The organism is Noviherbaspirillum sp. L7-7A, assembly GCF_019052805.1.
GTDB lineage: Bacteria > Pseudomonadota > Gammaproteobacteria > Burkholderiales > Burkholderiaceae_D > Noviherbaspirillum_A.
This window is the reverse complement of record NZ_JAHQRJ010000001.1, coordinates 1,006,416-1,027,547: the sequence shown is the minus strand read 5'-3', so window position 1 is coordinate 1,027,547 and position 21,132 is coordinate 1,006,416. Positions and strand designations below refer to the sequence as shown.

The following is a 21,132-nucleotide window of genomic DNA, read 5'->3' as shown; positions in this document are numbered from 1 at the left end:
TTTGCCGCAAGCATTTTCCGTTTTTTTCCCAACACAGCGTGTCCGAATATCGCCTATGCTATCGGCAAAAAACAAGGGGACCTATCCATCATGTCGATCAGCGAATCAATCCGCACCTGGGCCAGGCGCATCAAGCGCGATGCGGTGATGCTGTGGTTTGCGCGCCAGCATCGCGACACGCCGTTTCTTGCCAAGGCACTGTGCATGTTCACCGTCGCCTATGCGCTGAGCCCGATCGACCTGATTCCCGATTTCGTGCCAGTGTTGGGTTATGTCGACGACGCCCTGCTGCTGCCCTCGCTGATCTGGCTGGCCGTGCGCATGCTCCCTGCCCATGTGATCGAGCAATGCCGCGCCCAGGCGGAGGAATGGATGGCCAGGGAAAGGACCAAGCCCAGGAGTTATGCCGGTGCGATAGCGATTGTGCTTATCTGGATTGGCGCGCTGTATCTGTGCTGGTGGTGGTATCAGGCGCGCTGAAGCATTGCGCCGGGCAGAAAAGCGAAAGGCCCGCGATTGCGGGCCTTTCGACATGAAACCTGGTTGCGGGGGCAGGATTTGAACCTACGACCTTCGGGTTATGAGCCCGACGAGCTGCCAGACTGCTCCACCCCGCGTCTGAAGGCATCCATTATATACAAGCCTTGCTCCAATTGCAAACCGATGGCGCCATTGGCAGCAGTGTTACACTCTTTGCCTGATCATGACTAATCTGCCACCCATGAAATTCTGCTCGGAATGCGCCCATCCTGTCACCCAGACAATTCCCCAGGACGACAACCGGTTGCGCCATGTATGCACCCAATGCGGGACCATCCACTATCAGAACCCCAAGATGGTAATTGGCTCCGTGCCCTTGTGGAAAGAGGACGGCGAAACCAAGGTATTGCTGTGCCGGCGGGCGATCGAGCCGCGCTATGGCTACTGGACGCTGCCGGCCGGCTTCATGGAGAACGCCGAAACCACGTCGGAAGCCGCTGCCCGCGAGACCGAAGAGGAAGCCGGCGCCCGGATCGAGCTGCACCAGCTTTTTTCGCTGCTCAACGTGCCGCATGTGCACCAGGTTCACATGTTCTATCTCGCAACCCTGCTCGACCTGGACTACCAGGCCGGCATCGAAAGCCTGGAAGTGAAGCTGTTTTCCGAGCACGAGATTCCGTGGGACGAGATTGCCTTTCCCACCATCAGCCAGACCCTGCGCTTCCTGTTCGAGGACCTCGCCCGCGTTCGCAATGGCGAAGGCGAATTCCGCTTCCATACGCGCGACATCACCAAGCCAATGCGCCAGCCCTGAACCAGCGCACCGGCCGGCAACTCACCAGTTGGTTTCCCGCTCGGGCGATGCCGAGATCCGGTGTATGGACAGGTCGGCGCCATTGAATTCCTCTTCCGCATCAAGACGCAGACCGACCAGCTTCTTCAGCAGGCCATAGATCGCAAAGCTGCCCGCCAGCGCAATGACCACGCCCAGCAATGTGCCGGCCAGCTGGGAAAGCAGCGAAACGCCGCCCAGTCCGCCCAGGCTCTTGGCGCCAAAGATGCCGGCGGCAATCCCGCCCCAGGCGCCGCACAGGCCATGCAGCGGCCAGACGCCGAGGACGTCATCGATCTTCCATTTGTTCTGGGTCAGCGTGAACATCCACACAAAGATCCCGCCCGCCAGGCCGCCGGTCACCAGCGCGCCGAGCGGATGCATCAGGTCGGAGCCGGCGCACACCGCCACCAGCCCGGCCAGCGGGCCATTATGCGCGAAACCGGGATCGTTCTTGCCCAGCATGACCGCCACCAGCGTGCCGCCGACCATGGCCATCAGGGAATTGATCGCCACCAGGCCATTGATCTTGTCCAGTGTCTGCGCGCTCATCACATTGAAGCCGAACCAGCCGACGGTCAGTATCCATGCGCCCAATGCCAGGAAGGGAATGCTCGATGGCGGGTGGGCCGAGATGGCGCCGTCCCTGGTATAGCGTCCGCGCCGCGCGCCCAGCAGCAGTACCGCCGGCAACGCTGCCCAGCCGCCGAAGGCATGCACCACCACCGAGCCGGCGAAGTCGTGGAATTCCGCGCCGAACAGGGCATTCAGGCCGGCCTGTATGCCAAAGCGCTGGTTCCAGGCGATGCCTTCGAAAAAGGGATACACCAGGCCGACCAGCAGCGCGGTAGCGATCGATTGGGGATGGAAGCGCGCGCGCTCGGCAATGCCGCCGGAAATGATGGCGGGAATCGCGGCGGCGAAGGTCAGCAGGAAAAAGAACTTGACCAGGTCGAAACCGCTGCGCTGCACCAGGGTCTCGGCGCCAACGAAGAAGCTGACGCCATAGGCAACGCTGTAGCCGACGAAGAAATAGGCGATCGTCGAAATCGCGAAATCGACTAAGATTTTGACCAGCGCATTCACCTGGTTCTTGCGCCGGACCGTTCCGAGTTCAAGAAAGGCAAAGCCGGCATGCATGGCCAGGATCATGATTGCGCCGAGCAGGATAAAAAGCGTGTCGGCGCTATGCTTCAAGGGTTCCATCCAAAAACTCCCAATTTGAGTGCAGAAGAAAAATTTGACTGCCGGAAAAAGCAAGTTTCATTCCCAAATTGGTGCAAATGGTAAGTCATTGAATCAATTGACTTTAAAAAATCGCTGCGAAGATAGATACACTGGACGCACCATGTCAGTGCTTCATGACGGTGCAAAACGCGAGGCAAGATGATTCCCTGGTTAGACAGCAACAGTCCCTTTCCCGATGTCTCCACGGCGCTGACCGAAGCCGACGGCGCCGCCGGCCTGCTTGCAGCCGGCGCCGACCTGTCGCCATGGCGGCTGCTGCAGGCGTATCAGCACGGCATTTTTCCCTGGTATTCGGAGGGGCAACCGATCCTGTGGTGGAGCACCGATCCGCGCATGGTGCTGCATACGGACCGTTTCAGGATATCCGCAAGCCTGAAAAAAACCCTGCGACGCATCGCCCGCAGCCGGGCCGAGGGCGGGCCATGGCAGGTGAAATTCGACACTGCATTCGAAGCCGTGGTGCGGGCCTGCGCCGCGCCGCGCCGGGATGGCGCGGGCACCTGGATATCGGAAGACATTGTCCAGGGGTATACCGGCCTCCACCGCATGGGCCATGCGCATTCCTCCGAACTCTGGCATGACGGCAGGCTGGTCGGCGGCGCCTATGGCGTGTGCATAGGCCGAATGTTTTACGGCGAATCCATGTTTGCGCGCGAAACCGATGCTTCCAAAGTTGCGCTGGCCTATCTTGTTCATTTCCTGAAACTCCATGGCGTGACCATGGTCGATTGTCAGCAGGAGACTGGCCATCTCGCTTCGCTGGGCGCTGCGCCCGTCTCGCGCGCCGCATTTCTCGCCCACCTGCGGCAGGCCGTCAAGCTGCCGCCAATTACGGATTGGCATCCGGTCGATCCTGTGCAATAACCGGCCTGAAACTTTTGCTTCGGGCCAGTGGCCGGTGTACATTAGGCCGTCAATTTGTTGTCAAACCGGTATGAACGATGACGCATCTTAAAGACCTTCCCTTTTCCACCCTGCAGTTTTATGCGACGGCACCCTATCCATGCAGCTACCTGGAACAGAGGCAGGCCCGGTCGCAGGTTGCGACACCTTCCCACCTGATCAATGCCGATGTGTATTCGGAGCTGGTCAAGAATGGTTTCCGGCGCAGCGGCATCTTCACCTACCGGCCCTATTGCGATGGCTGCCAGGCCTGCACGCCGGTGCGGGTGCATGCCTGGCACTTCCAGCCGAACCGCAGCCAGCGCCGCGCGTGGAACCGGCATGGGCATCTGAATGCGCTCATCACCAACCTGGCCTATGTGCACGAGCATTACGATCTCTACCTGCGCTACCAGTCGGCCCGGCATGCCGGCGGCGGCATGGACCAGGACAGCCGCGACCAGTACGCGCAGTTCCTGCTGCAGAGCAAGGTCAACACCCGTCTGGTGGAATTCCGTGAACCGGATGGCAAGCTGGTCATGGTCAGCATCATCGACGTGCTCGACGACGGCCTGTCCTCGGTCTATACCTTCTACGACCCGGAGGTGCCCGGCGCCAGCTTTGGCACCTATAACGTGCTGTGGCAGATCGCACAGGCGCGCACGCTGGGCATCCCCTATGTCTATCTGGGCTACTGGATAGAAAAGAGCCCGAAGATGGCATACAAGATCAATTTCAGGCCGATCGAGGCCCTGCGCAGCGGCACCTGGTCGGAGATGGAGGGCTGATCGGGCAGCGCGGGCGGGCTACAATAGCGCTCGCGCAATTTTTTCCTCCCCATCGTGTCCGACAAATTTCTCTACGCCCTCGCCCGCCCGCTGCTGTTTTCCCTGGACCCCGAAGAAGCCCACAACCTGACCCTGCCGGCGCTGCGCCGCGCAGCCGGCCTGGGCATGACCCGGCTGCTGCGCCGTCCCCTGCCCGACCCGCGTACCGTGATGGGCATCACCTTTCCCAACCCGGTCGGCCTGGCCGCCGGACTGGACAAGGATGGCGCCTACATCGACGGTCTGGCGGCGCTGGGCTTCGGCTTCATTGAAATCGGCACGGTCACGCCACGCGCCCAGCCCGGCAATCCCAAGCCGCGCATGTTCCGGCTGCCGCAAGCCAATGCCATCATCAACCGCATGGGCTTCAACAACGGCGGCGTCGACGCTTTCGTGCGCAATGTGCAGGCGTCGGGGTTCTACCGCAATCGCGAGGGCGTGCTTGGCCTGAACATCGGCAAGAACGCCGATACGCCGATCGAGCGGGCTGCCGACGATTACCTGATCTGCCTGGAAAAGGTCTATCCCTATGCCAGCTATGTGACGGTGAACATCTCCTCGCCCAACACCAAGAACCTGCGCCAGCTGCAGGGCGCGTCCGAACTCGATGCGCTGCTGTCGACGTTGAAGGAGGCGCAGCAGCGCCTGGCCGACACGCATAAGCGCTATGTGCCGATCGCACTGAAGATCGCGCCCGACGTGGATGGCGAACAGGTGAAGAACATTGCCGACGCGCTGCTGCGGCACCGTTTCGACGCGGTGATTGCCACCAACACCACCATCACGCGGGACGCAGTCAAGGGCATGGCGCATGCCGAGGAAGCCGGCGGCCTTTCCGGCGCGCCGGTGTTTGACGCCTCGAATCAGGTGATCAGGGCATTGAAGGCGGAACTCGGGGATACGGTGCCCATCATCGGCGTGGGAGGCATCCTGTCGGGGGCGGATGCCCGTGCCAAGATCGAGGCCGGCGCAAAGCTGGTGCAGCTGTACAGCGGCCTGATCTACCGCGGCCCGGCGCTGATCCGGGAATGCGCCGACGCATTGCGTGGACGGGGATGACGATATGGTTGGGCCTTGTCGTTGGACTTGATGCCCTGCCCCTGATTGCGCAAACGGCGTCATGACGGTGCCTGGATCGTTACGCCTCAGGGCATGGCACCGTGAGCGGCATGCATGATCGGAACACTGGAAGGCGAATGACCGAGGTAAGCTCAACCTAAACCGCAACAACCATAACGCTCCACCGGAAGCCGTAAAAAAAAACAACCGTCCTGCCGGACGGTTGCGCTATCGCCAGCCAGGCGCATCACGCCTGGCAACGGACCCACTGCTTCAGTTGAAGGTCTTGCCCTCGGCTGCCAGACGGGCCAGCAGCGGCGCGGGCGTCCATGCCTGGCCATGATTGCCCTTGGCGAACTTCTCCATCGCCATCACGACATTGGGCAGGCCCACGGTGTCGGCATAGAACATCGGGCCGCCACGGAAGACCGGGAAGCCGTAACCGGCCAGGTAGACCATGTCGATGTCGGAAGCACGCTGGGCAATGCCCTCTTCCAGGATGCGCGCACCCTCGTTGACCAGTGCATACACCAGGCGCTCGACGATCTCTTCATCGCTGATCTTGCGGCGCTCGATGCCGAGGTCGGCCGAATGCTTGACGATCATGTCGTTCACCATCTGCGACGGATACGGCTTGCGGTCGCCCGCCTTGTAGTCGTACCAGCCGGCGCTGGTCTTCTGGCCGAAGCGGCCCATCTCGCACAGCAGATCGGCGGTCTTGGAATAGGTGACTTCCGGCTTTTCAACATAACGACGCTTGCGGATGTACCAGCCGATATCGTTGCCGGCCAGGTCGCCCATGCGGAACGGGCCCATCGCAAAGCCGAATTTTTCGACCGCCTTGTCCACCTGCTCCGGCAGCGCGCCTTCTTCCAGCAGGAAGCCGGCCTGGCGGCTGTACTGTTCGATCATGCGGTTGCCGATGAAGCCGTCGCAAACGCCCGATACCACGCCGATCTTCTTGATCTTCTTCGACAGCGCCATCGAGGTTGCCAGCACATCCTTGCCGGTCTTTTCGCCGCGGACGATTTCCAGCAGCTTCATCACGTTTGCCGGGCTGAAGAAGTGCAGGCCGATCACGTCCTGCGGGCGCTTGGTGAAGGAAGCGATCTTGTCCACATCCAGGGTGGAGGTGTTGGATGCCAGGATAGCGCCCTGCTTCATCACTTCATCGAGCTTCTTGAACACGGTTTCCTTCACGCCCATGTCCTCGAAAACCGCTTCAACCACGATGTCGCACTGGCCGATCTCCTCATAGGACAGGGTGCCGGTGATCAGGCCGACGCGCTGGTCGAACTTCTCCTGGGTCAGCTTGCCCTTCTTCATCGTGTTTTCGTAGTTCTTGCGGATTGTCGCCAGGCCCTTGTCCAGCGCTTCCTGCTTCATCTCCAGGATCTTGACCGGGATGCCGGCATTGGCGAAGTTCATCGCAATGCCGCCGCCCATGGTGCCTGCGCCGATCACGGCAGCCGACTTGATCTCGCGCCTGGGCGTATCTTCTGGCACGTCCGGGATCTTGCTGGCGGCACGCTCGGCGAAGAAGGCATGACGCAGCGCCTTGGACTCATTGGTCTGCACCAGTTCGACGAACAACTCGCGCTCGGTCTTCAGGCCTTCATCGAATTTCTGGGTCACGGCGGCGGCAACGGCTTCGACGCACTTCAGCGGCGCCGGGAACGGACCGGCCATGGCCTTGACCGTGTTGCGCGAGAACTGCAGGAAGCCTTCGTAGTTCGGGTAGTCGATCCGGATGTCGCGCACTTTCGGCAGCGGACGGACGTCGGCCACCTTGTTGGCGAAGGCGACCGCGCCCTGCATCAGGTCGCCGTCGATCATCTGATCGAACAGCTTGGTCTTGGCCAGCTTTTCCGAAGGCACCGGGGTGCCGGAGACGATCATGTTCAATGCCATTTCCAGGCCCACCACGCGCGGCAGGCGCTGGGTGCCGCCTGCGCCCGGCAGGATGCCCAGCTTGACTTCCGGCAGCGCGATCTGCGCGCCCGGCACAGCAACCCGATAATGGCAGCCCAGCGCCAGTTCCAGGCCGCCGCCCATGGCGACGCTGTGAATGGCGGCAACCACGGGCTTATCGGCGTTCTCGATCACGCGGATCACGGTATGCAGCGTCGGCTCGGCCATGGCCGCAGGCGTGTTGAATTCCTTGATGTCGGCGCCGCCGGAGAATGCCTTGCCAGCGCCGGTGATGACCACCGCCTTGACTGCGGCGTCGCTGAGCGCCTTGGTGACGCCATCGACGATGCCCTTGCGGGTCGACAATCCAAGGCCATTGACGGGAGGGTTGGCAAGGGTAATGACGGCAACAGCGCCATTGACTTGATATTCGGCAGTCATGTCTCTTCCTTTTAAATTGATGAAGCCTGTGTTGATCCTGTGTTGCGGTGTGATCATGCGGCGCTGGCAGCGACATTCCAGGCCAGGCCCGCATGAATGGGCATGCCAAAAACACAGTGCCAAACTATACCGCAGAAAAGAACGATCGTATTATTTCAATTGAAAAAAAAGCGGCGCCGGCAAGTGCCAGCGCCGCCCTGTTTGCCTTACTGCATGGCGGGGCGCTTCATCTGGCACGAGGTAGGCTGGGCGGCGACGAAGGCGTCGATCTTCTGGTCCGTGCGCCAGCCATAGCCGGTGTTTTCCTGATCGTATTTCACATCCTTGCCATTGACCTTGACCCAGGTCGCGATGTAGAGCGGCTGCTGCAGCTGGTGGTCGGCCTTGCGCATTTCCACTTCGCCATTCAGGCTCTTGACCTTCATGCCTTCCATTGCGAAGGCCACCTTGACCGGGTCGGTGGCCTTGGTTTCATTGAAGGCCTTGGCCAGCATTGCAATGCCGGTATAGGTTGCCATTGCGTAGTAGTCGTCGTTGTACTTCTTCTTGAAATTCTCGACGATTTCCTTGCCGACATAGCCTTCATTGTTGACGTTCCAGTAGCCCACATATTTCACGCGGTCGGCGCCGGCGGCGCCCATCGCGGTGGGTACGCCGGTGGTCGAGCCGTAATAGGTATAGAAGTCGGCCTTCAGGTCGGCGTCCTTGGCCGCCTTGATCAGGAGCGCGAGATCGGCACCCCAGTTGCCGGTCACGACGGTGTCGGCGCCGGACGCCTTGATCTTGGCGATATAGGGCGAGAAGTCCTTCACCTGGCCGATCGGGTGCAGGTCGTCGCCGACGATCTGGATATCCGGGCGCTTGCGCTTCAGGTAATCCTTCGCGGCACGGGTGACCTGGTGGCCGAAGGAATAGTTCTGGCCGATGATGTAGACCTTCTTGATCTCCGGCTTCTTGGCCATGAAGGTAGTCATCGCCTCCATCTTCATGTCCGAGTTGGCGTCGATGCGGAATTGCCAGAAGCTGCACTTGCTGTTGGTCAGGTCCGGGTCCACCGCGGCGTAATTGATGTACACCACTTCCTTGCCGGGGTTGCGTTCATTGTGCTTGTTGACCGCGTCCAGCAGCGCAGCCGCGGCCGCCGAGCCATTGCCCTGGGTGACATAGCGGTAACCCTGGTCGATCGCGCTCTTCAATTGCGACAGCGACTCCTGCGGACTGGCCTTGTTATCGAAGCCAACCACCTCGAAGGTATGGGAGCCGGCCCATTTTTCCTTGTTGGCGATGTCTGCGATCATTTGCCAGCTGTTGAGTATGCCCTGGCCTACCGGTGCGAACGGCCCGGACAGCGGGTCGATGAAAGCGATCCTGACCTTGTCCGCCAATGCCGCGGAAGGCAGGCAGGCAGCGACAAGCGAAGCGATAACAAGCGAGCGAAGTTTGATAGCCATTTTTGTCTCCGTATAAGAATAATGGACTGCACTGACTTCTGGTAACGCACCCTGATTCTAGCGATTTCCCAACCGATCCCAAACCTGTTTTATTGCCTCCCGTTCATCATACTTCCAGCCATTCGCGGCGCACAGCGGCATTGGCCCGCAAGTCCGCCGGCGTACCCTCGAACACGATGGAGCCATGTCCCATTACATACACCCGCTGCGAGATCTCCAGCGCGATGGCGAGCTTCTGCTCCACCAGCAGCACCGAAATGCCGCGATCCTTCAGGGTGTTGAGATACTGCGCCACGAGGTCGACGATCTTTGGCGCCAGCCCTTCGGTCGGCTCGTCGATCATGATCAGGTCAGGGTCGCCCATCAGGGTGCGGCACAGGGTCAGCATCTGCTGCTCGCCGCCCGAGAGCACGCCCGCAGGCGTGTGCTGACGCTCCTTCAGACGCGGGAACATCTCGTACATGTCCGCCAGCGCCCAGCGCGACTTCCTGCCCTTCTTCTCGCCCAGCAGCAGATTCTGCTCCACCGTCAGGGTCGGGAAGATGTCGCGGTTCTCGGGCACGTAGCCCAGGCCCTTGTAGGCAATCCGGAACGCCTTCTCGCCGATGATTTCCTCGCCCTTGAAACGGATCGAGCCGGTCGCCTGCACCTGCCCCATGGCCGCCTTCACGGTGGTGGAGCGCCCGACGCCGTTGCGTCCCAGGAGGCTGACGATCTCGCCCTCGCCCACTGTCAGGTCGACGCCATGCAGCACGTGGCTCTTGCCGTAGTAGGCGTGGAGATCCCTGATTTCCAGCATTGCCTTGCTCATGCATGTTCCTCCGCCGGCGCATGGCCGCCCAGATAAGCTTCCTGCACCCGTGCGTTGCCACGGATATTGGCCGGCGTGTCGCAGGCAATCACTTCGCCGTAGACCACGACGGCGATCTTGTCGGCCAGGCCGAATACCACGCTCATGTCATGCTCCACCATCAGCAGCGTCTTGCCCTCGGTGACGCGGCGGATCAGCTCCACCGCATGGTCCGACTCGGAGCGGCTCATGCCCGCGGTGGGCTCGTCGAGCAGGATCACGTCGGCGCCGCCGGCGATCGTGATGCCGATTTCCAGCGCCCGCTGCTCGGCATAGGTCAGGAGGCCGGCGGCGGTGTTGCGCCGGCGGCGCAAACCGATCTGCTCCAGCACGGCTTCGGCCCGTTCATGCGCGTCGCGCAGGCCGTTGAGCCGGTGCCAGAAGGAATACTTGTAGCCCAGCGACCAGAGCACCGCGCAGCGCAGGTTCTCGTACACCGTCAGTCGGTGGAAGATATTGGTGATCTGGAAGCTGCGCGACAGGCCGCAACGGTTGATCTCGAACGGCTTCATGCCAACGATGCTGCGGCCGTTGAGCAGGATATCGCCGCCGCTGACGCCGAAACGGCCGGAGATCAGGTTGAACAGCGTGGATTTGCCCGCGCCGTTCGGGCCGATGATGGCGTAACGCTCGCCCTTGGGCACCTGCAAGGTGGCGCCGCGGATGATTTCGGACTTGCCGAAACTCTTGCGCACGTCCTTCAGTTCGACGGAATAAGCGCTCATGCATGCTCCTTGCGGATCAGTTCTTCGATTTCCAGGTTGGCCTGGTCCCAGACTTGCCGGAAGGCCGGACGGCCGCGCCAGAACATCAGCGCGCCAACTGCGACCAGCACCAGCGCGATCAGCCAGCCGGTGACGCCCGCGGTATCGACCTCGGTGCCGAACAGGCGCATCACGGTGCCATTGGCCGACTCCAGCGTCAGGTGATACAGCATCTCGATCACCATCACGCCGCCGATGCAGGCGATCAGCGTGGCCGCCACCATGAACAGCAGCCGCGGCGCCACCATGCCGAAGCGCTTGTAGACCATCAGCCGCAGATTCATCATCAGCAGGCTGGCAATGCCACCGGGCGCATACATGACGATCACGATGAAGAACACGCCGAGATAGAGCTGCCAGGCCTTGGTGAAATCGGACAGCAGCACGGTCAGGAAGACGCCCACCACTGCGCCGATCAGCGGGCCGAAGAAGAAGCCCACGCCGCCGATGAAGGTGAACAGCAGGATGGCGCCGGAACGCACGGCGCTGACGTTTTCCGCGGTGACGATCTCGAAGTTGATGGCTGAGAGGCCACCGGAAATGCCGGCAAAGAAAGCCGACAGGATCAGCGTCAGGTAGCGCACCCACTGGGTGTTATAGCCGATGAATTCCACCCGCTCCGGATTGTCGCGCACCGCATTGATGATGCGGCCCAGCGGCGTCTGGGTGAAGGCGAACATGCCCACGGTGCTGATGAAGAGCCAGAACGCGATCAGGTAGTAGACCTGGATCTGCGGGCCGTAGCTGATGCCGAATACCTTTTCGCCCATCACCCGGTTGGTCGAGATGCCGCCCTCGCCGCCGAAGAAGTCGGGAAACATCAGCGAGCAGGCAAACACCAGTTCGACGATGCCCAGCGTGATCATCGAGAAGGTGGTGCCGGACTTCTTGGTGGTGACATAGCCGAACAGCACGCCAAACACCATGCCGAAGACGCCGCCCACCAGCGGGATCAATGACACCGGTATCGGCAGGCTGCCGCCGCTGGCCAGGTTCATCGCATGGATGGCGAAGTAGGCGCCAAGGCCCGAATAGACAGCATGGCCGAAGGAGAGCATGCCGCCCTGCCCGAGCAGCATGTTGTAGGACAGGCCGAAGATCATGACCGTGCCCATCTGGCACAGGATGGACAGCGCCGCGCCCTTGTTGAAGATCAGCGGCGCCACCACCAGCAGGATGGCGAACAGGGTCCATACCAGCCAGCGGCCCAGGTTGATCGGCGCAAAGCGCATCGACGTCGTCGTGACGGAAGTGGTGTTGCTCATTATCGTGCTCATCCTTCCCTCGTCCCCATGAGACCTTTCGGCCGGAATATCAGTATCAGCACCAGCAGCAGATAAGGCAGGATGGGCGCCGTCTGCGCAATGGTCAGGTTCAGCACCGAGAAGCCCGGCGTGCCGGGGCCTATGCTCAAGCCCAGTCCCGAGAAGAGCGTCACCATTGAATAGTCTAGGGCCACCGCGAAGGTCTGCAAAAGGCCGATCAAAAGCGATGCCACCAGCGCCCCTACCAGCGAGCCCATGCCGCCGACCACCACCACCACGAAGATGATGCTGCCCACCGTGGCCGCCATGCCCGGCTCGGTGACGAAGGCGTTGCCGCCGATGACGCCCGCCAGGCCCGCCAGCGCGCAGCCGCCGCCGAAGACCAGCATGAACACGCGCGGCACATTGTGGCCCAGCGCCTCCACCGCATCGGGATGCGTGAGCGCCGCCTGGATCACCAGACCGATGCGGGTGCGCGTGAGCAGCAGGTAGATCGATACCAGCATCAGCAGCGCAATGAACATCATGAAGCCGCGATACATCGGGAAGGTGGTGGTGTAGAGAGTAAACAGCGGCCCGTCCATTTCGGCCGGTATCGGATAACGCACCGCAGCGCGCCCCCATACGAGCTGGACCAGTTCCACGATGACGTACGACAGGCCGAAGGTGAACAGCAGCTCGGGTATGTGGCCATACTTGTGCACCGTACGCAGCCCATAGCGCTCGACCATGGCGCCCACCGCGCCCACCAGCAGCGGCGCGACTACCAGCGCCGGCCAGAAGCCGATCTTGGCGCTGATGGTATAGGCGAAATACGCGCCCAGCATGTAGAAGCTGGCGTGCGCGAAATTGAGCACGCCCATCATGCTGAAGATCAGGGTGAGCCCTGACGACAGCATGAACAGCAGCAGGCCGTATGCGAGCCCGTTAAGCAAGGTAATTAGCGTGAATTCCATCCGACTTCCCCTTGATGCAGATACATACAACGAGGTCCGGCGCGTGCGCATTAGGGCGCGACATGGCGTGTTATGCCTTGCGACGATGCTTGCGCAATCGCCGGGATCTCGGGTTGATGGCGAACCGGCGCAGTCAATCGCAGGCCGGCCGCCGCTGGATCAGGCCGCCAGTGCCGCCGCTGGCGCGGCGATGCGGATGTGGGCAGGACAGGGAGGGCTGTGTGCGGGCGTATCGCCGCTGGTGCGTGCAGTCATGCTGTCTCTTCCTTGTAGGTATTTTGTGTTTTGACTATATCGACGCGAATCCTGCCTGTAAAGCTGGATTCGCGCTTGATGCAGGTTAATCAGGCACTCGGCAAGACATGGTCGCGAAAGCTTTCGCGGATGCGGTTCTTCAGCACCTTGCCGGTGGCGCCGATCGGCAGCGCATCGATGAAGGCAACATCGTCCGGCGTCCACCATTTGGCGATCTTGCCCTCGTAAAACGCCAGCAGTTCCTCGCGGCTGACGTCCATGCCGGGCCGCTTCACCACCACCAGCAGCGGCCGCTCATCCCACTTCGGATGGAACACGCCGATGCAGGCGGCCTGCAGCACCGCCGGGTGCGACATCGCGATGTTTTCGAGGTCGATGGTGCCGATCCACTCGCCGCCGGACTTGATCACGTCCTTGCTGCGGTCGGTGATCTGCATATAGCCTTCCGGGTCGATGGTGGCGACGTCGCCGGTGGGGAACCAGCCGTCTTCCAGCACATCGCCGCCCTCGCCCTTGAAATAAGACTGAATCACCCACGGCCCCTTGACCAGCAGGTTGCCGTAGGTCTTGCCATCCCAGGGCAACTCGCGGCCGGCATCGTCGACGATCTTCATGTCCACGCCGAAGATCACATGGCCCTGGCTTTCCAGCTTGGCCTGCTTGACCTCTTCGGGCATATCCATATGCTGCGCCTGCAGGGTAGCCGCGGTGCCCAGCGGCGACATTTCCGTCATGCCCCAGGCATGCACCACCTCGATATCGTATTTGTGGCGCAGCGTCTTCATCATTGCCGGCGGGCAGGCCGAGCCGCCGATCACGGTGCGCTTGAACGTGGAGAAGCTGAGATTGTTCTGGGCCACGTAATTGAGCAGGCCCAGCCATACCGTCGGCACGCCGGCCGAGAAGGTCACCTTCTCCGACTCGAACAGCTCATAGAGCGACTTGCCGTCCAGCGCAGGGCCGGGGAACACCATCTTGGCGCCTGTCAGCGGCACCGAATACGGCAGGCCCCATGCATTCACATGGAACATCGGCACGACCGGCAGCACCGCGTCGCGGCCCGACACATTCAATGCATCCGGCATGGTCGACGCATAGGAATGCAGCATGGTCGAACGGTGGGAATACAGCGCACCCTTCGGGTTGCCTGTGGTGCCCGAGGTGTAGCACAGGCTGGAGGCGGAGTTCTCGTCGAACAGGGGCCATTCATAGTCATCGGAATTGCTGTCGATGAGGTCTTCATAGCACATCAGGTTCGGGATGGTGCTTTGCGCCGGCATGCGGTCGCGGTCGCACAGCAGGATATAACCCTTGATGGTCTTGCAGTGCTGCGCCACCGATTCGATCAGGGGCAGGAAGGTCAGCTCGAACAGCAGGTACTGGTCTTCCGCATGGTTGGTGATATAGGCGATCTGGTCGGGATGCAGACGCGGGTTCAGCGTATGCAGCACGGCGCCCGAGCCGGAAACCGCATAGTAGGCCTCGAGGTGCCGGTAGCCGTTCCAGGCCATGGTGGCGACCCGGTCGCCCATGCCGACGCCAAACCCCTTCAGCGCGTTGGCCAGCTTGCGCGACCGGGTATGGCAGTCGTGATAGGTATAACGATGGATGTCGCCTTCGACCCGCCGCGAGACGATCTCATTCTTTCCAAAATACCGGTCTGCGTGCTTGATGATGCTGGAGATGAGCAGCGGCTGGCTCATCATCTGCCCCATCAGGGGGCTGCGGGGATACTCCGACATCTGGTCTCCTGGACTGTTGTAAATGGTGTAACGGATTCTGGTACGACCGTACTAAAATCGTCAATCACTTTCGATGCTGCGATGCATCAACCACAGCCCAGGCAGTTATTTCATTCGACGGCTGCGCGATAAATCGAGTTTTTCGGCTTGGCCATTACGCGCCGCAACATGGGCTCGAAAAAGCTCAGCGGCAAGGTGTCGTAGTCAGGATCGAATGCCGGCGCATCATACTTTTCGCAGAATTCCAGCGTGCGGTCATACAGCGGCTGGCCGGCGAACTGGTCGCGCAGATTGCGGTCCAGCCCCAGGTGGTGGAAGAAGTAATAGCCCTGGAAGACGCCATGCTTTTCGACCATCGCCAGGTTTTCCGGGCTGACGAAAGGCTTCAATATCGCCGCGGCGATGTCGGGATGATTGAAGCTGCCCAGCGTATCGCCGATATCGTGCAGCAGCGCGCAGATCACGTATTCCTCATCCTTGCCGTCGCGGTGCGCGCGGGTGGCCGTCTGCAGGCTGTGCGTGAGGCGATCCACCGGAAAGCCGCCGCAGTCGCCGTCGAGCAGGCGCAGATGCGCCATCACGCGGTCCGGCAGCACGGCCGAGTAGTCCCTGAATTCCTTTGAAATGATGGCCCAGTCGGCGGCGGTGCCGTCCTGCATGTCGCGGAAGGTGGCGCGCGCTTCCGGATTGTCCGTGGTGTGTTCCATGTCGTCTCCTCAATCGCGCCAGGAAGTGTCGACCCGGTCCAGCCGGCGCAGCAGCCCGGGCCATGCCAGCATGCCGCCCTGGGATTTGGTGGCCACCTTGGACTGCTGCATCGCGCCGTCGATGATGGCTTGCGGAATCATGGTCAGCTCGCCGCCGCCGGCCTGGGCGCGGATCTGGATGTTGCAGGCCGCCTCGAAGATGTACATGTTCAGGAAGGCATCGGCGATGGTCTTGCCTACGGTCAGGAGGCCGTGGTTGCGCAGCATCAGGTAGGTGTTGCGGCCCAGGTCCTGCACCAGGCGCGGCTTTTCCTCTTCATTCAATGCCACGCCCTCATAGCCGTGATAGCCCAGGCTGGAAAGCACGAAGATCGATTGCTGCGACAGCGGCAGCACGCCGTTCTTCTGGGCGGATACCGCCACGCCATTGAGGCTATGGGTATGCAGCACGCACAGCGCATCATGCCGGACCGCATGCACCGCCGAGTGGATGGTGAAGCCTGCCGGATTGACGGGGTACGGCGAATCGTCCAGCTTGTTGCCATGGATATCGATCTTCACCAGCGAGGAAGCGGTGATCTCGTCGAACATTAGTCCGTAGGGATTGATCAGGAACTGGTCTTCGGTGCCTGGCACGCGGGCGGTAATGTGGGTGAACACCAGGTCGCTCCAGCCAAAGTCCGCCACCAGGCGGTAGCAGGCGGCCAGGTCCTGGCGGACCTGCCATTCTTCCGCCGAGACGCGCTCGCGCATGGAAGGAAAGCTCAGGGTTTCGGGTGCGTTCATATCGGTCTCTCTCATGTCTGTCAAAATACGGGCGCCGCCGCCGGCTGCGCACTTCGGTTGTTCTTCGAACCGTGGGGCACAAGTATCAGCGTAGTGCCGGCGCCCAGACTGTCAACTCTTTAACATTTGCATGCCCTCACCCGCCAAATCCGATATCGACAAGGCTGCGCTGCTGCGCGAGTCGTGGCTCGCCGACCTGCCGGACGATGTGATCCATGAAGCCGCCCGCTGCGGCTCGCTGCGGCTGTATGCGAACGACGAGCTGGTGCATGCCCGTGGCGATGCCTGCGACGGCTTCTACACCATCGCCAGCGGATCGGTGCGCTTCACCCGCGCCACGGCGGACGGCCATACCACCACGATTGCCGTGATGGAACGGCCCAACTGGTTTGGCGAGATATCGATGTTCGACGGCCTGCCGCGCACCCATGACGGCCATGCGGCTGGCCCGACGGTCCTGCTCTATCATGCCCGCACCGACTTCCATCGACTGCTGATGCGGCATCCGGCAATCTACGAGCGCTTTGCCCGCATGCTGGCGCTGCGCCTGCGGGCGACCTTCGACCTGGTCGAAGAGGCGGCCGTGGCGCCGCTGGCGCAGCGCCTGGCGCGCCGGCTGCTGGAGCTCGCCCAATTGCAGCCTTCGGCCATGTCGGCCGTCGTGATTCCGCGCGGACGGGAAGTGCCGCTGACCCAGGAGGAACTCGGCCATCTGCTGGGCAAGTCGCGCCAGAGCATTGCCAAGCAGTTGCGGCTATGGGAGCAGGATGGCCTGGTGCAGACGAAATACGGCCGGGTCTTCATTGAGGATCCCCAGTCCATTGCCCACATCGCCTATCCGGACGGCCGCAGCGGTAAACGGGCACGAAACGCGGCGCCGCCGGTCTCATCTCCAGCAAGCGACACCGACGTCGCGTCTCACAGGACTCTCAATGACAGCAAATACTGAATCAGGCGGGAAATGGTCGATCGACCAGCTGCCGCTGGAACATTCTTACGCCGCCCTGCCCCCCGCTTTCTACACCCGGCTGCAACCCACCCCGCTCAGCAAGCCATACATGGTATGCGGCAGCGCCTCGGCGGCCGCGCTGATTGGCCTCGACCCGGCCGAGTTCAGCCGGCAGGCCTTCATCGACGCCTTCAGCGGCAACAGCGTCCTGCCGCAATCGCAACCGCTGGCGGCCGTCTATTCCGGCCACCAGTTCGGCGTCTGGGCCGGACAACTGGGCGATGGCCGCGCGATTCTGCTGGGCGAGGCTGGCGCGCCCGGCATGCCGCCGCCGGGCAAGCTGGAGCTGCAGTTGAAGGGCGCCGGCATGACGCCGTATTCCCGTATGGGCGATGGCCGCGCGGTGCTGCGCTCCTCCATCCGGGAATTCCTGTGCTCCGAGGCCATGGCGGCCTTGGGCATACCCACCTCGCGCTCGCTCTGCGTCACCGGTTCGGACCAGCGGGTGATGCGGGAAACGCCGGAAACCGCCGCGGTGGCCACCCGCATGGCGCCGAGCTTCGTGCGCTTTGGCTCCTTCGAGCACTGGTTCTACCAGGGCCGGCATGACGACCTGAAAATACTGGCCGATTATGTAATCGACCGCTGCTATCCGGAGCTGCGGGACCACGCCCAGCCCTACCACGCCCTGCTCAGCGAAGTCACCCGGCGCACCGCGGAGATGATCGCCGGCTGGCAAGCGGTCGGCTTCATGCACGGCGTGATGAACACCGACAACATGTCCATCCTGGGCCTGACCCTGGACTACGGGCCGTTCGGCTTCATGGAAGCCTTCAATCCCAGGCACATCTGCAACCACACCGACCAGCAGGGCCGCTATGCCTACAGCATGCAGCCCCAGATCGGACACTGGAATTGCTATGCGCTGGGCCAGGCGTTGCTGCCGCTGATCGGCGACGTCGATGAAACCAAGGCGGCGCTGGCGGTCTACGAACCAGCCTTCAAGACCAAAATGGATGCGTTGTTGCATGCCAAGCTGGGCCTGGCGACAGTGGAGGACGGCGATAGCGCCCTGTTCGACCAGCTGTTTGCCATCATGGCCGACAGCCATGTCGACTTCACACTGTTTTTCCGTCGGCTGGGCGATCTGCGACTGGATGATGCGGCAAGTGACCAAGCTCTGCGCGACTTGTTCATAGACCGTGCCGCATTCGACAACTGGGCAGTACAATACCGCGCCAGGTTGCTCAAGGAAAATAGTAACGATGTGCAACGGCGGCTTGCAATGCACCGGGCCAACCCCAAATATGTGCTTCGAAACTATCTGGCCCAAGTGGCAATCGAAAAAGCCCAGATCAAGGACTTTTCGGAAGTCGCGAAACTGCTGTCGGTGCTGGAGAGGCCGTTTGACGAGCAGCCCGAAAACGAACAGTATGCAGCGCTGCCGCCCGACTGGGCCAGCGAACTGGAAGTCAGCTGTTCTTCCTGAAACAGGAAAGCGAGAGAGACCATGACCGAGAAAGTCAGGAAAACCGATGCCGAATGGCGTCAGATGCTGGACCCGATGGAATACCAGGTGACGCGCCACGCGGCCACCGAGCGCGCCTTCACCGGCCGCTACTGGGACCATCATGAGCACGGCGTCTATACCTGCGTCTGCTGCGGCACCCCGCTATTCGAATCCGACGCGAAGTTCGAGTCGGGCTGCGGCTGGCCCAGCTACTTCCGTCCGCTGAACCCGGAGAACGTCACCGAGAAAATCGACCGCACCCACGGCATGGTACGCACGGAAATCCTGTGCAATGTCTGCGATGCCCATCTCGGCCATGTCTTTCCCGACGGCCCGCCGCCCACCGGGCTGCGCTACTGCATCAATTCCGCCTCATTGCGGTTCGATCCAAAACCGGAACAAGGGCCTGGCCGATGAAGTTTCTGTTTGACATGTTCCCGGTCATCCTGTTTTTCGGGGTGTTCAAATGGGGCGAAGGCCATGCCGACGCCGCTCAGGCCATGGTGGGCCAGTATCTGTCCGGCCTAGTCTCAGGCGGAAGCGTCGGGCCGGAACAGGCGCCCATCCTGCTGGCTACCGCGGTGGCCATCATTGCCACCATCGCGCAGATTGCCTACCTGCTGATCCGCGGCCGCAAGGTCGACGGCATGCTGTGGGTATCGCTGGCCATCATCGTGGTCTTTGGCGGCGCCACCATCTACTTCCACAACGAGGCCTTCATCAAGTGGAAGCCGACCGTGCTGTACTGGGTGTTCGCGGTGGTGCTGGTCGGCGCCCAGCTCACCATGGGCAAGAACCTGATCCGCCTGATGATGAAGGCGCAGATCGACCTGCCCGACCCGGTATGGACCAGGCTGAACCTGGCCTGGGCCGGCTTTTTCGCGGCGATGGGCGCGCTCAACCTGTACATCGCATTCAACTTTCCGACCTCGGTCTGGGTGAACTTCAAGCTGTTCGGCTTCATGGGCCTGATGATCGCCTTCGTCATCGCGCAGACCATGTTCCTGTCCAAGTACATCAAGGATCCGGGATGAGCCGCATCGACCGCATGACTGCCCTGCTGCAGGCGGCGCTGGCGCCGCTGGAGTGCCGGATCGACGATGATTCGGCGCTGCATGCCGGCCATGCCGGCGCCGCTTCCGGCGGTGGACATTACCGGCTTCGTCTCGTATCCTCGCGCTTTGAAGGTCAGTCAAGAATCTCGCGTCACCGGCTGGTGTATGATGCGCTGCAGGAAATGATGCAGCAGGAAATCCATGCGCTTGCCATCACCGCCCTGACACCTGCCGAAGCCGGCGCGGCACCATAGCCGCCCTTTCGTTACGTATCAAACTCGCAATATTATTTCCCCAACTCAAGGAACAGACATGACCTTAAAACCCGCTCGCCTGCTCGTTCTTCTTCTCGCAACCGCCGCTGTGCCCGTGATGGCCCAGAACCTCGCGGTTGTCAATGGCAAGCCGGTGCCTTCGTCCCGCGCGGACGCCATGATCAAGCAGATGGCAGCCCAGGGCCAGCAGGACTCGCCGCAACTGCGCGCGATGGTCAAGGAAGAACTGGTCAACCGCGAAATCCTGATGCAGGAAGCCGACAAGCTGGGCCTGTCGTCCTCGCCGGAAGTGAAGAACCAGATGGAAATGGCCCGCCAGTCCATCGTCATCCGCGCGCTGGTGGCCGATTACGTGAAGAAGAACCCGGTCAGCGAAGCCGACATGAAAGCCGAGTATGACAAGTTCAAGGCCCAGGCCGGCGACAAGGAATACCATGCGCGCCACATCCTGGTGGAAAAGGAAGACGACGCCAAGGCCATCATCGCCAAGCTGAAGTCTGGCGCCAAGTTCGAAGACCTGGCCAAGCAATCCAAGGACACCGGTTCCGCAGCCAATGGCGGCGACCTCGACTGGGCGCCGCCGAGCGCCTTCGTCAAGCCGTTCTCCGACGCGATGATCGCGCTGCAAAAAGGCCAGATCACCGAAACCCCGGTGCAGACCCAGTTCGGCTACCACGTGATCAAGCTGGAAGATTCCCGTGCAGCCAAGGTGCCGTCGTTCGACGAAGTCAAGCCGCAGATCGCCGAGTCGCTGCAGCAGCAGAAGCTCCAGGCTTATCAGCAGGAACTGAAGAAGAAGGCAAAGATCCAGTAAGACGCCTTAACTTTCAAGCTTCATTGACAGCCCCGTCTGTTGAGGACGGGGCTTTTTATTGTCCACGCTTGAG

21 protein-coding genes and 1 tRNA gene are annotated in these 21,132 nt (G+C 61.6%); 11 read left to right on the top strand and 11 right to left on the bottom strand.

Annotated elements, in window-relative coordinates; genetic code table 11:
- The first annotated feature begins 90 nt into the window (after positions 1–90).
- Entirely contained in the window at positions 91–480 is a 390-nt protein-coding gene (locus tag KTQ42_RS04710) for a YkvA family protein (protein WP_217344449.1), read from the top strand.
- Positions 481–540: 60 nt separating this feature from the next.
- Here the strand turns inward: KTQ42_RS04710 and KTQ42_RS04705 are convergent.
- A tRNA-Met gene (locus KTQ42_RS04705) sits at positions 541–617 on the bottom strand.
- A 104-nt stretch (positions 618–721) separates the two neighbouring features.
- Here KTQ42_RS04705 and KTQ42_RS04700 point away from each other — a divergent pair.
- Positions 722–1,294, top strand: a complete 573-nt coding sequence (locus KTQ42_RS04700) for an NUDIX hydrolase (RefSeq protein WP_217346816.1) — start codon at positions 722–724, stop codon at positions 1,292–1,294.
- 21 nt (positions 1,295–1,315) lie between these two features.
- Here the strand turns inward: KTQ42_RS04700 and KTQ42_RS04695 are convergent, their stop codons facing one another.
- Positions 1,316–2,518: an ammonium transporter gene (locus KTQ42_RS04695; RefSeq protein ID WP_217344448.1), complete on the bottom strand. Its 1,203-nt coding sequence runs from the start codon at positions 2,516–2,518 to the stop codon at positions 1,316–1,318.
- 180 nt (positions 2,519–2,698) lie between these two features.
- Here KTQ42_RS04695 and aat point away from each other — a divergent pair, with 180 nt between their 5' ends.
- The 3 genes from aat to KTQ42_RS04680 all read left to right on the top strand — a co-directional run bounded on the left by aat (position 2,699) and on the right by KTQ42_RS04680 (position 5,328).
- Positions 2,699–3,424, top strand: a complete 726-nt coding sequence (aat, locus tag KTQ42_RS04690; RefSeq protein ID WP_217344447.1) for a leucyl/phenylalanyl-tRNA--protein transferase — start codon at positions 2,699–2,701, stop codon at positions 3,422–3,424.
- A 77-nt stretch (positions 3,425–3,501) separates the two neighbouring features.
- Entirely contained in the window at positions 3,502–4,230 is a 729-nt protein-coding gene (locus tag KTQ42_RS04685) for an arginyltransferase (RefSeq protein WP_217344446.1), read from the top strand.
- 54 nt (positions 4,231–4,284) lie between these two features.
- Entirely contained in the window at positions 4,285–5,328 is a 1,044-nt protein-coding gene (locus tag KTQ42_RS04680) for a quinone-dependent dihydroorotate dehydrogenase (RefSeq protein WP_217344445.1), read from the top strand.
- A 273-nt stretch (positions 5,329–5,601) separates the two neighbouring features.
- Here the strand turns inward: KTQ42_RS04680 and KTQ42_RS04675 are convergent, their stop codons facing one another.
- The 9 genes from KTQ42_RS04675 to KTQ42_RS04635 form a co-directional block, all read right to left on the bottom strand.
- A complete protein-coding gene (locus KTQ42_RS04675) occupies positions 5,602–7,680 on the bottom strand; it encodes a 3-hydroxyacyl-CoA dehydrogenase NAD-binding domain-containing protein (protein ID WP_217344444.1) in 2,079 nt (692 codons plus the stop codon).
- 206 nt (positions 7,681–7,886) lie between these two features.
- Positions 7,887–9,131: a branched-chain amino acid ABC transporter substrate-binding protein gene (locus KTQ42_RS04670; protein ID WP_217344443.1), complete on the bottom strand. Its 1,245-nt coding sequence runs from the start codon at positions 9,129–9,131 to the stop codon at positions 7,887–7,889.
- Positions 9,132–9,237: 106 nt separating this feature from the next.
- The gene (locus KTQ42_RS04665) at positions 9,238–9,942 is read right to left on the bottom strand and encodes an ABC transporter ATP-binding protein (RefSeq protein WP_217344442.1); all 705 of its coding nucleotides are present in this window, start codon (positions 9,940–9,942) and stop codon (positions 9,238–9,240) included.
- Positions 9,939–10,706 carry an ABC transporter ATP-binding protein gene (locus KTQ42_RS04660; protein WP_217344441.1) on the bottom strand — a complete coding sequence of 256 codons (768 nt, stop codon included), beginning with the start codon at positions 10,704–10,706 and terminating at the stop codon, positions 9,939–9,941. The genes KTQ42_RS04665 and KTQ42_RS04660 overlap by 4 nt, the downstream gene beginning before the upstream one ends.
- Positions 10,703–12,010 (bottom strand): branched-chain amino acid ABC transporter permease, encoded by a 1,308-nt coding sequence (locus KTQ42_RS04655; protein ID WP_249222640.1) that lies wholly within the window; start codon positions 12,008–12,010, stop codon positions 10,703–10,705. Before KTQ42_RS04655 ends, KTQ42_RS04660 begins: the two co-directional genes overlap by 4 nt.
- Positions 12,011–12,018: 8 nt before the next feature.
- Positions 12,019–12,966 carry a branched-chain amino acid ABC transporter permease gene (locus tag KTQ42_RS04650; protein WP_217344439.1) on the bottom strand — a complete coding sequence of 316 codons (948 nt, stop codon included), beginning with the start codon at positions 12,964–12,966 and terminating at the stop codon, positions 12,019–12,021.
- Positions 12,967–13,310: 344 nt separating this feature from the next.
- Positions 13,311–14,963, bottom strand: coding sequence for a 3-(methylthio)propionyl-CoA ligase (locus KTQ42_RS04645; RefSeq protein ID WP_249222639.1), 1,653 nt, complete (start codon positions 14,961–14,963; stop codon positions 13,311–13,313).
- Between the two features lie 110 nt (positions 14,964–15,073).
- Positions 15,074–15,670, bottom strand: a complete 597-nt coding sequence (locus KTQ42_RS04640; RefSeq protein WP_217344438.1) for an HD domain-containing protein — start codon at positions 15,668–15,670, stop codon at positions 15,074–15,076.
- Between the two features lie 9 nt (positions 15,671–15,679).
- Positions 15,680–16,456: a class II aldolase/adducin family protein gene (locus tag KTQ42_RS04635; protein WP_217344437.1), complete on the bottom strand. Its 777-nt coding sequence runs from the start codon at positions 16,454–16,456 to the stop codon at positions 15,680–15,682.
- 130 nt (positions 16,457–16,586) lie between these two features.
- Here KTQ42_RS04635 and KTQ42_RS04630 point away from each other — a divergent pair, with 130 nt between their 5' ends.
- Genes KTQ42_RS04630 through KTQ42_RS04605 form a run of 6 tightly spaced genes read left to right on the top strand, consistent with a single transcriptional unit; the run spans position 16,587 to position 21,059 of the window.
- The gene (locus KTQ42_RS04630; RefSeq protein WP_217344436.1) at positions 16,587–17,405 is read left to right on the top strand and encodes a Crp/Fnr family transcriptional regulator; all 819 of its coding nucleotides are present in this window, start codon (positions 16,587–16,589) and stop codon (positions 17,403–17,405) included.
- Positions 17,389–18,894, top strand: a complete 1,506-nt coding sequence (locus tag KTQ42_RS04625) for a protein adenylyltransferase SelO (protein WP_217344435.1) — start codon at positions 17,389–17,391, stop codon at positions 18,892–18,894. Before KTQ42_RS04630 ends, KTQ42_RS04625 begins: the two co-directional genes overlap by 17 nt.
- 21 nt (positions 18,895–18,915) lie before the next feature.
- On the top strand, positions 18,916–19,332 hold the full coding sequence (gene msrB, locus KTQ42_RS04620) for a peptide-methionine (R)-S-oxide reductase MsrB (protein WP_217344434.1): 417 nt from the start codon (positions 18,916–18,918) through the stop codon (positions 19,330–19,332).
- On the top strand, positions 19,329–19,949 hold the full coding sequence (locus KTQ42_RS04615; protein WP_217344433.1) for a septation protein A: 621 nt from the start codon (positions 19,329–19,331) through the stop codon (positions 19,947–19,949). The genes msrB and KTQ42_RS04615 overlap by 4 nt, the downstream gene beginning before the upstream one ends.
- The gene (locus KTQ42_RS04610; RefSeq protein WP_217344432.1) at positions 19,946–20,224 is read left to right on the top strand and encodes a BolA family protein; all 279 of its coding nucleotides are present in this window, start codon (positions 19,946–19,948) and stop codon (positions 20,222–20,224) included. Before KTQ42_RS04615 ends, KTQ42_RS04610 begins: the two co-directional genes overlap by 4 nt.
- 58 nt (positions 20,225–20,282) lie before the next feature.
- Positions 20,283–21,059: a peptidylprolyl isomerase gene (locus KTQ42_RS04605; RefSeq protein WP_217344431.1), complete on the top strand. Its 777-nt coding sequence runs from the start codon at positions 20,283–20,285 to the stop codon at positions 21,057–21,059.
- Positions 21,060–21,132: the final 73 nt, after the last annotated feature.

Excerpts from the sequence above, each read along its gene's own strand:
- KTQ42_RS04645 (WP_249222639.1), bottom strand. The coding sequence starts at position 14,963 with ATGTCGGAGTATCCCCGCAGCCCCCTGATGGGGCAGATGATGAGCCAG.
- KTQ42_RS04660 (WP_217344441.1), bottom strand. The coding sequence starts at position 10,706 with ATGAGCGCTTATTCCGTCGAACTGAAGGACGTGCGCAAGAGTTTCGGC.
- KTQ42_RS04635 (WP_217344437.1), bottom strand. The coding sequence starts at position 16,456 with ATGAACGCACCCGAAACCCTGAGCTTTCCTTCCATGCGCGAGCGCGTC.
- KTQ42_RS04650 (WP_217344439.1), bottom strand. The coding sequence starts at position 12,966 with ATGGAATTCACGCTAATTACCTTGCTTAACGGGCTCGCATACGGCCTG.
- KTQ42_RS04675 (WP_217344444.1), bottom strand. The coding sequence starts at position 7,680 with ATGACTGCCGAATATCAAGTCAATGGCGCTGTTGCCGTCATTACCCTT.
- KTQ42_RS04630 (WP_217344436.1), top strand. The coding sequence starts at position 16,587 with ATGCCCTCACCCGCCAAATCCGATATCGACAAGGCTGCGCTGCTGCGC.
- aat (WP_217344447.1), top strand. The coding sequence starts at position 2,699 with ATGATTCCCTGGTTAGACAGCAACAGTCCCTTTCCCGATGTCTCCACG.
- KTQ42_RS04615 (WP_217344433.1), top strand. The coding sequence starts at position 19,329 with ATGAAGTTTCTGTTTGACATGTTCCCGGTCATCCTGTTTTTCGGGGTG.
- KTQ42_RS04610 (WP_217344432.1), top strand. The coding sequence starts at position 19,946 with ATGAGCCGCATCGACCGCATGACTGCCCTGCTGCAGGCGGCGCTGGCG.
- KTQ42_RS04655 (WP_249222640.1), bottom strand. The coding sequence starts at position 12,010 with ATGAGCAACACCACTTCCGTCACGACGACGTCGATGCGCTTTGCGCCG.
- KTQ42_RS04640 (WP_217344438.1), bottom strand. The coding sequence starts at position 15,670 with ATGGAACACACCACGGACAATCCGGAAGCGCGCGCCACCTTCCGCGAC.
- KTQ42_RS04685 (WP_217344446.1), top strand. The coding sequence starts at position 3,502 with ATGACGCATCTTAAAGACCTTCCCTTTTCCACCCTGCAGTTTTATGCG.
- KTQ42_RS04665 (WP_217344442.1), bottom strand. The coding sequence starts at position 9,942 with ATGAGCAAGGCAATGCTGGAAATCAGGGATCTCCACGCCTACTACGGC.
- KTQ42_RS04605 (WP_217344431.1), top strand. The coding sequence starts at position 20,283 with ATGACCTTAAAACCCGCTCGCCTGCTCGTTCTTCTTCTCGCAACCGCC.
- KTQ42_RS04670 (WP_217344443.1), bottom strand. The coding sequence starts at position 9,131 with ATGGCTATCAAACTTCGCTCGCTTGTTATCGCTTCGCTTGTCGCTGCC.
- KTQ42_RS04710 (WP_217344449.1), top strand. The coding sequence starts at position 91 with ATGTCGATCAGCGAATCAATCCGCACCTGGGCCAGGCGCATCAAGCGC.
- KTQ42_RS04695 (WP_217344448.1), bottom strand. The coding sequence starts at position 2,518 with ATGGAACCCTTGAAGCATAGCGCCGACACGCTTTTTATCCTGCTCGGC.
- msrB (WP_217344434.1), top strand. The coding sequence starts at position 18,916 with ATGACCGAGAAAGTCAGGAAAACCGATGCCGAATGGCGTCAGATGCTG.
- KTQ42_RS04625 (WP_217344435.1), top strand. The coding sequence starts at position 17,389 with ATGACAGCAAATACTGAATCAGGCGGGAAATGGTCGATCGACCAGCTG.
- KTQ42_RS04700 (WP_217346816.1), top strand. The coding sequence starts at position 722 with ATGAAATTCTGCTCGGAATGCGCCCATCCTGTCACCCAGACAATTCCC.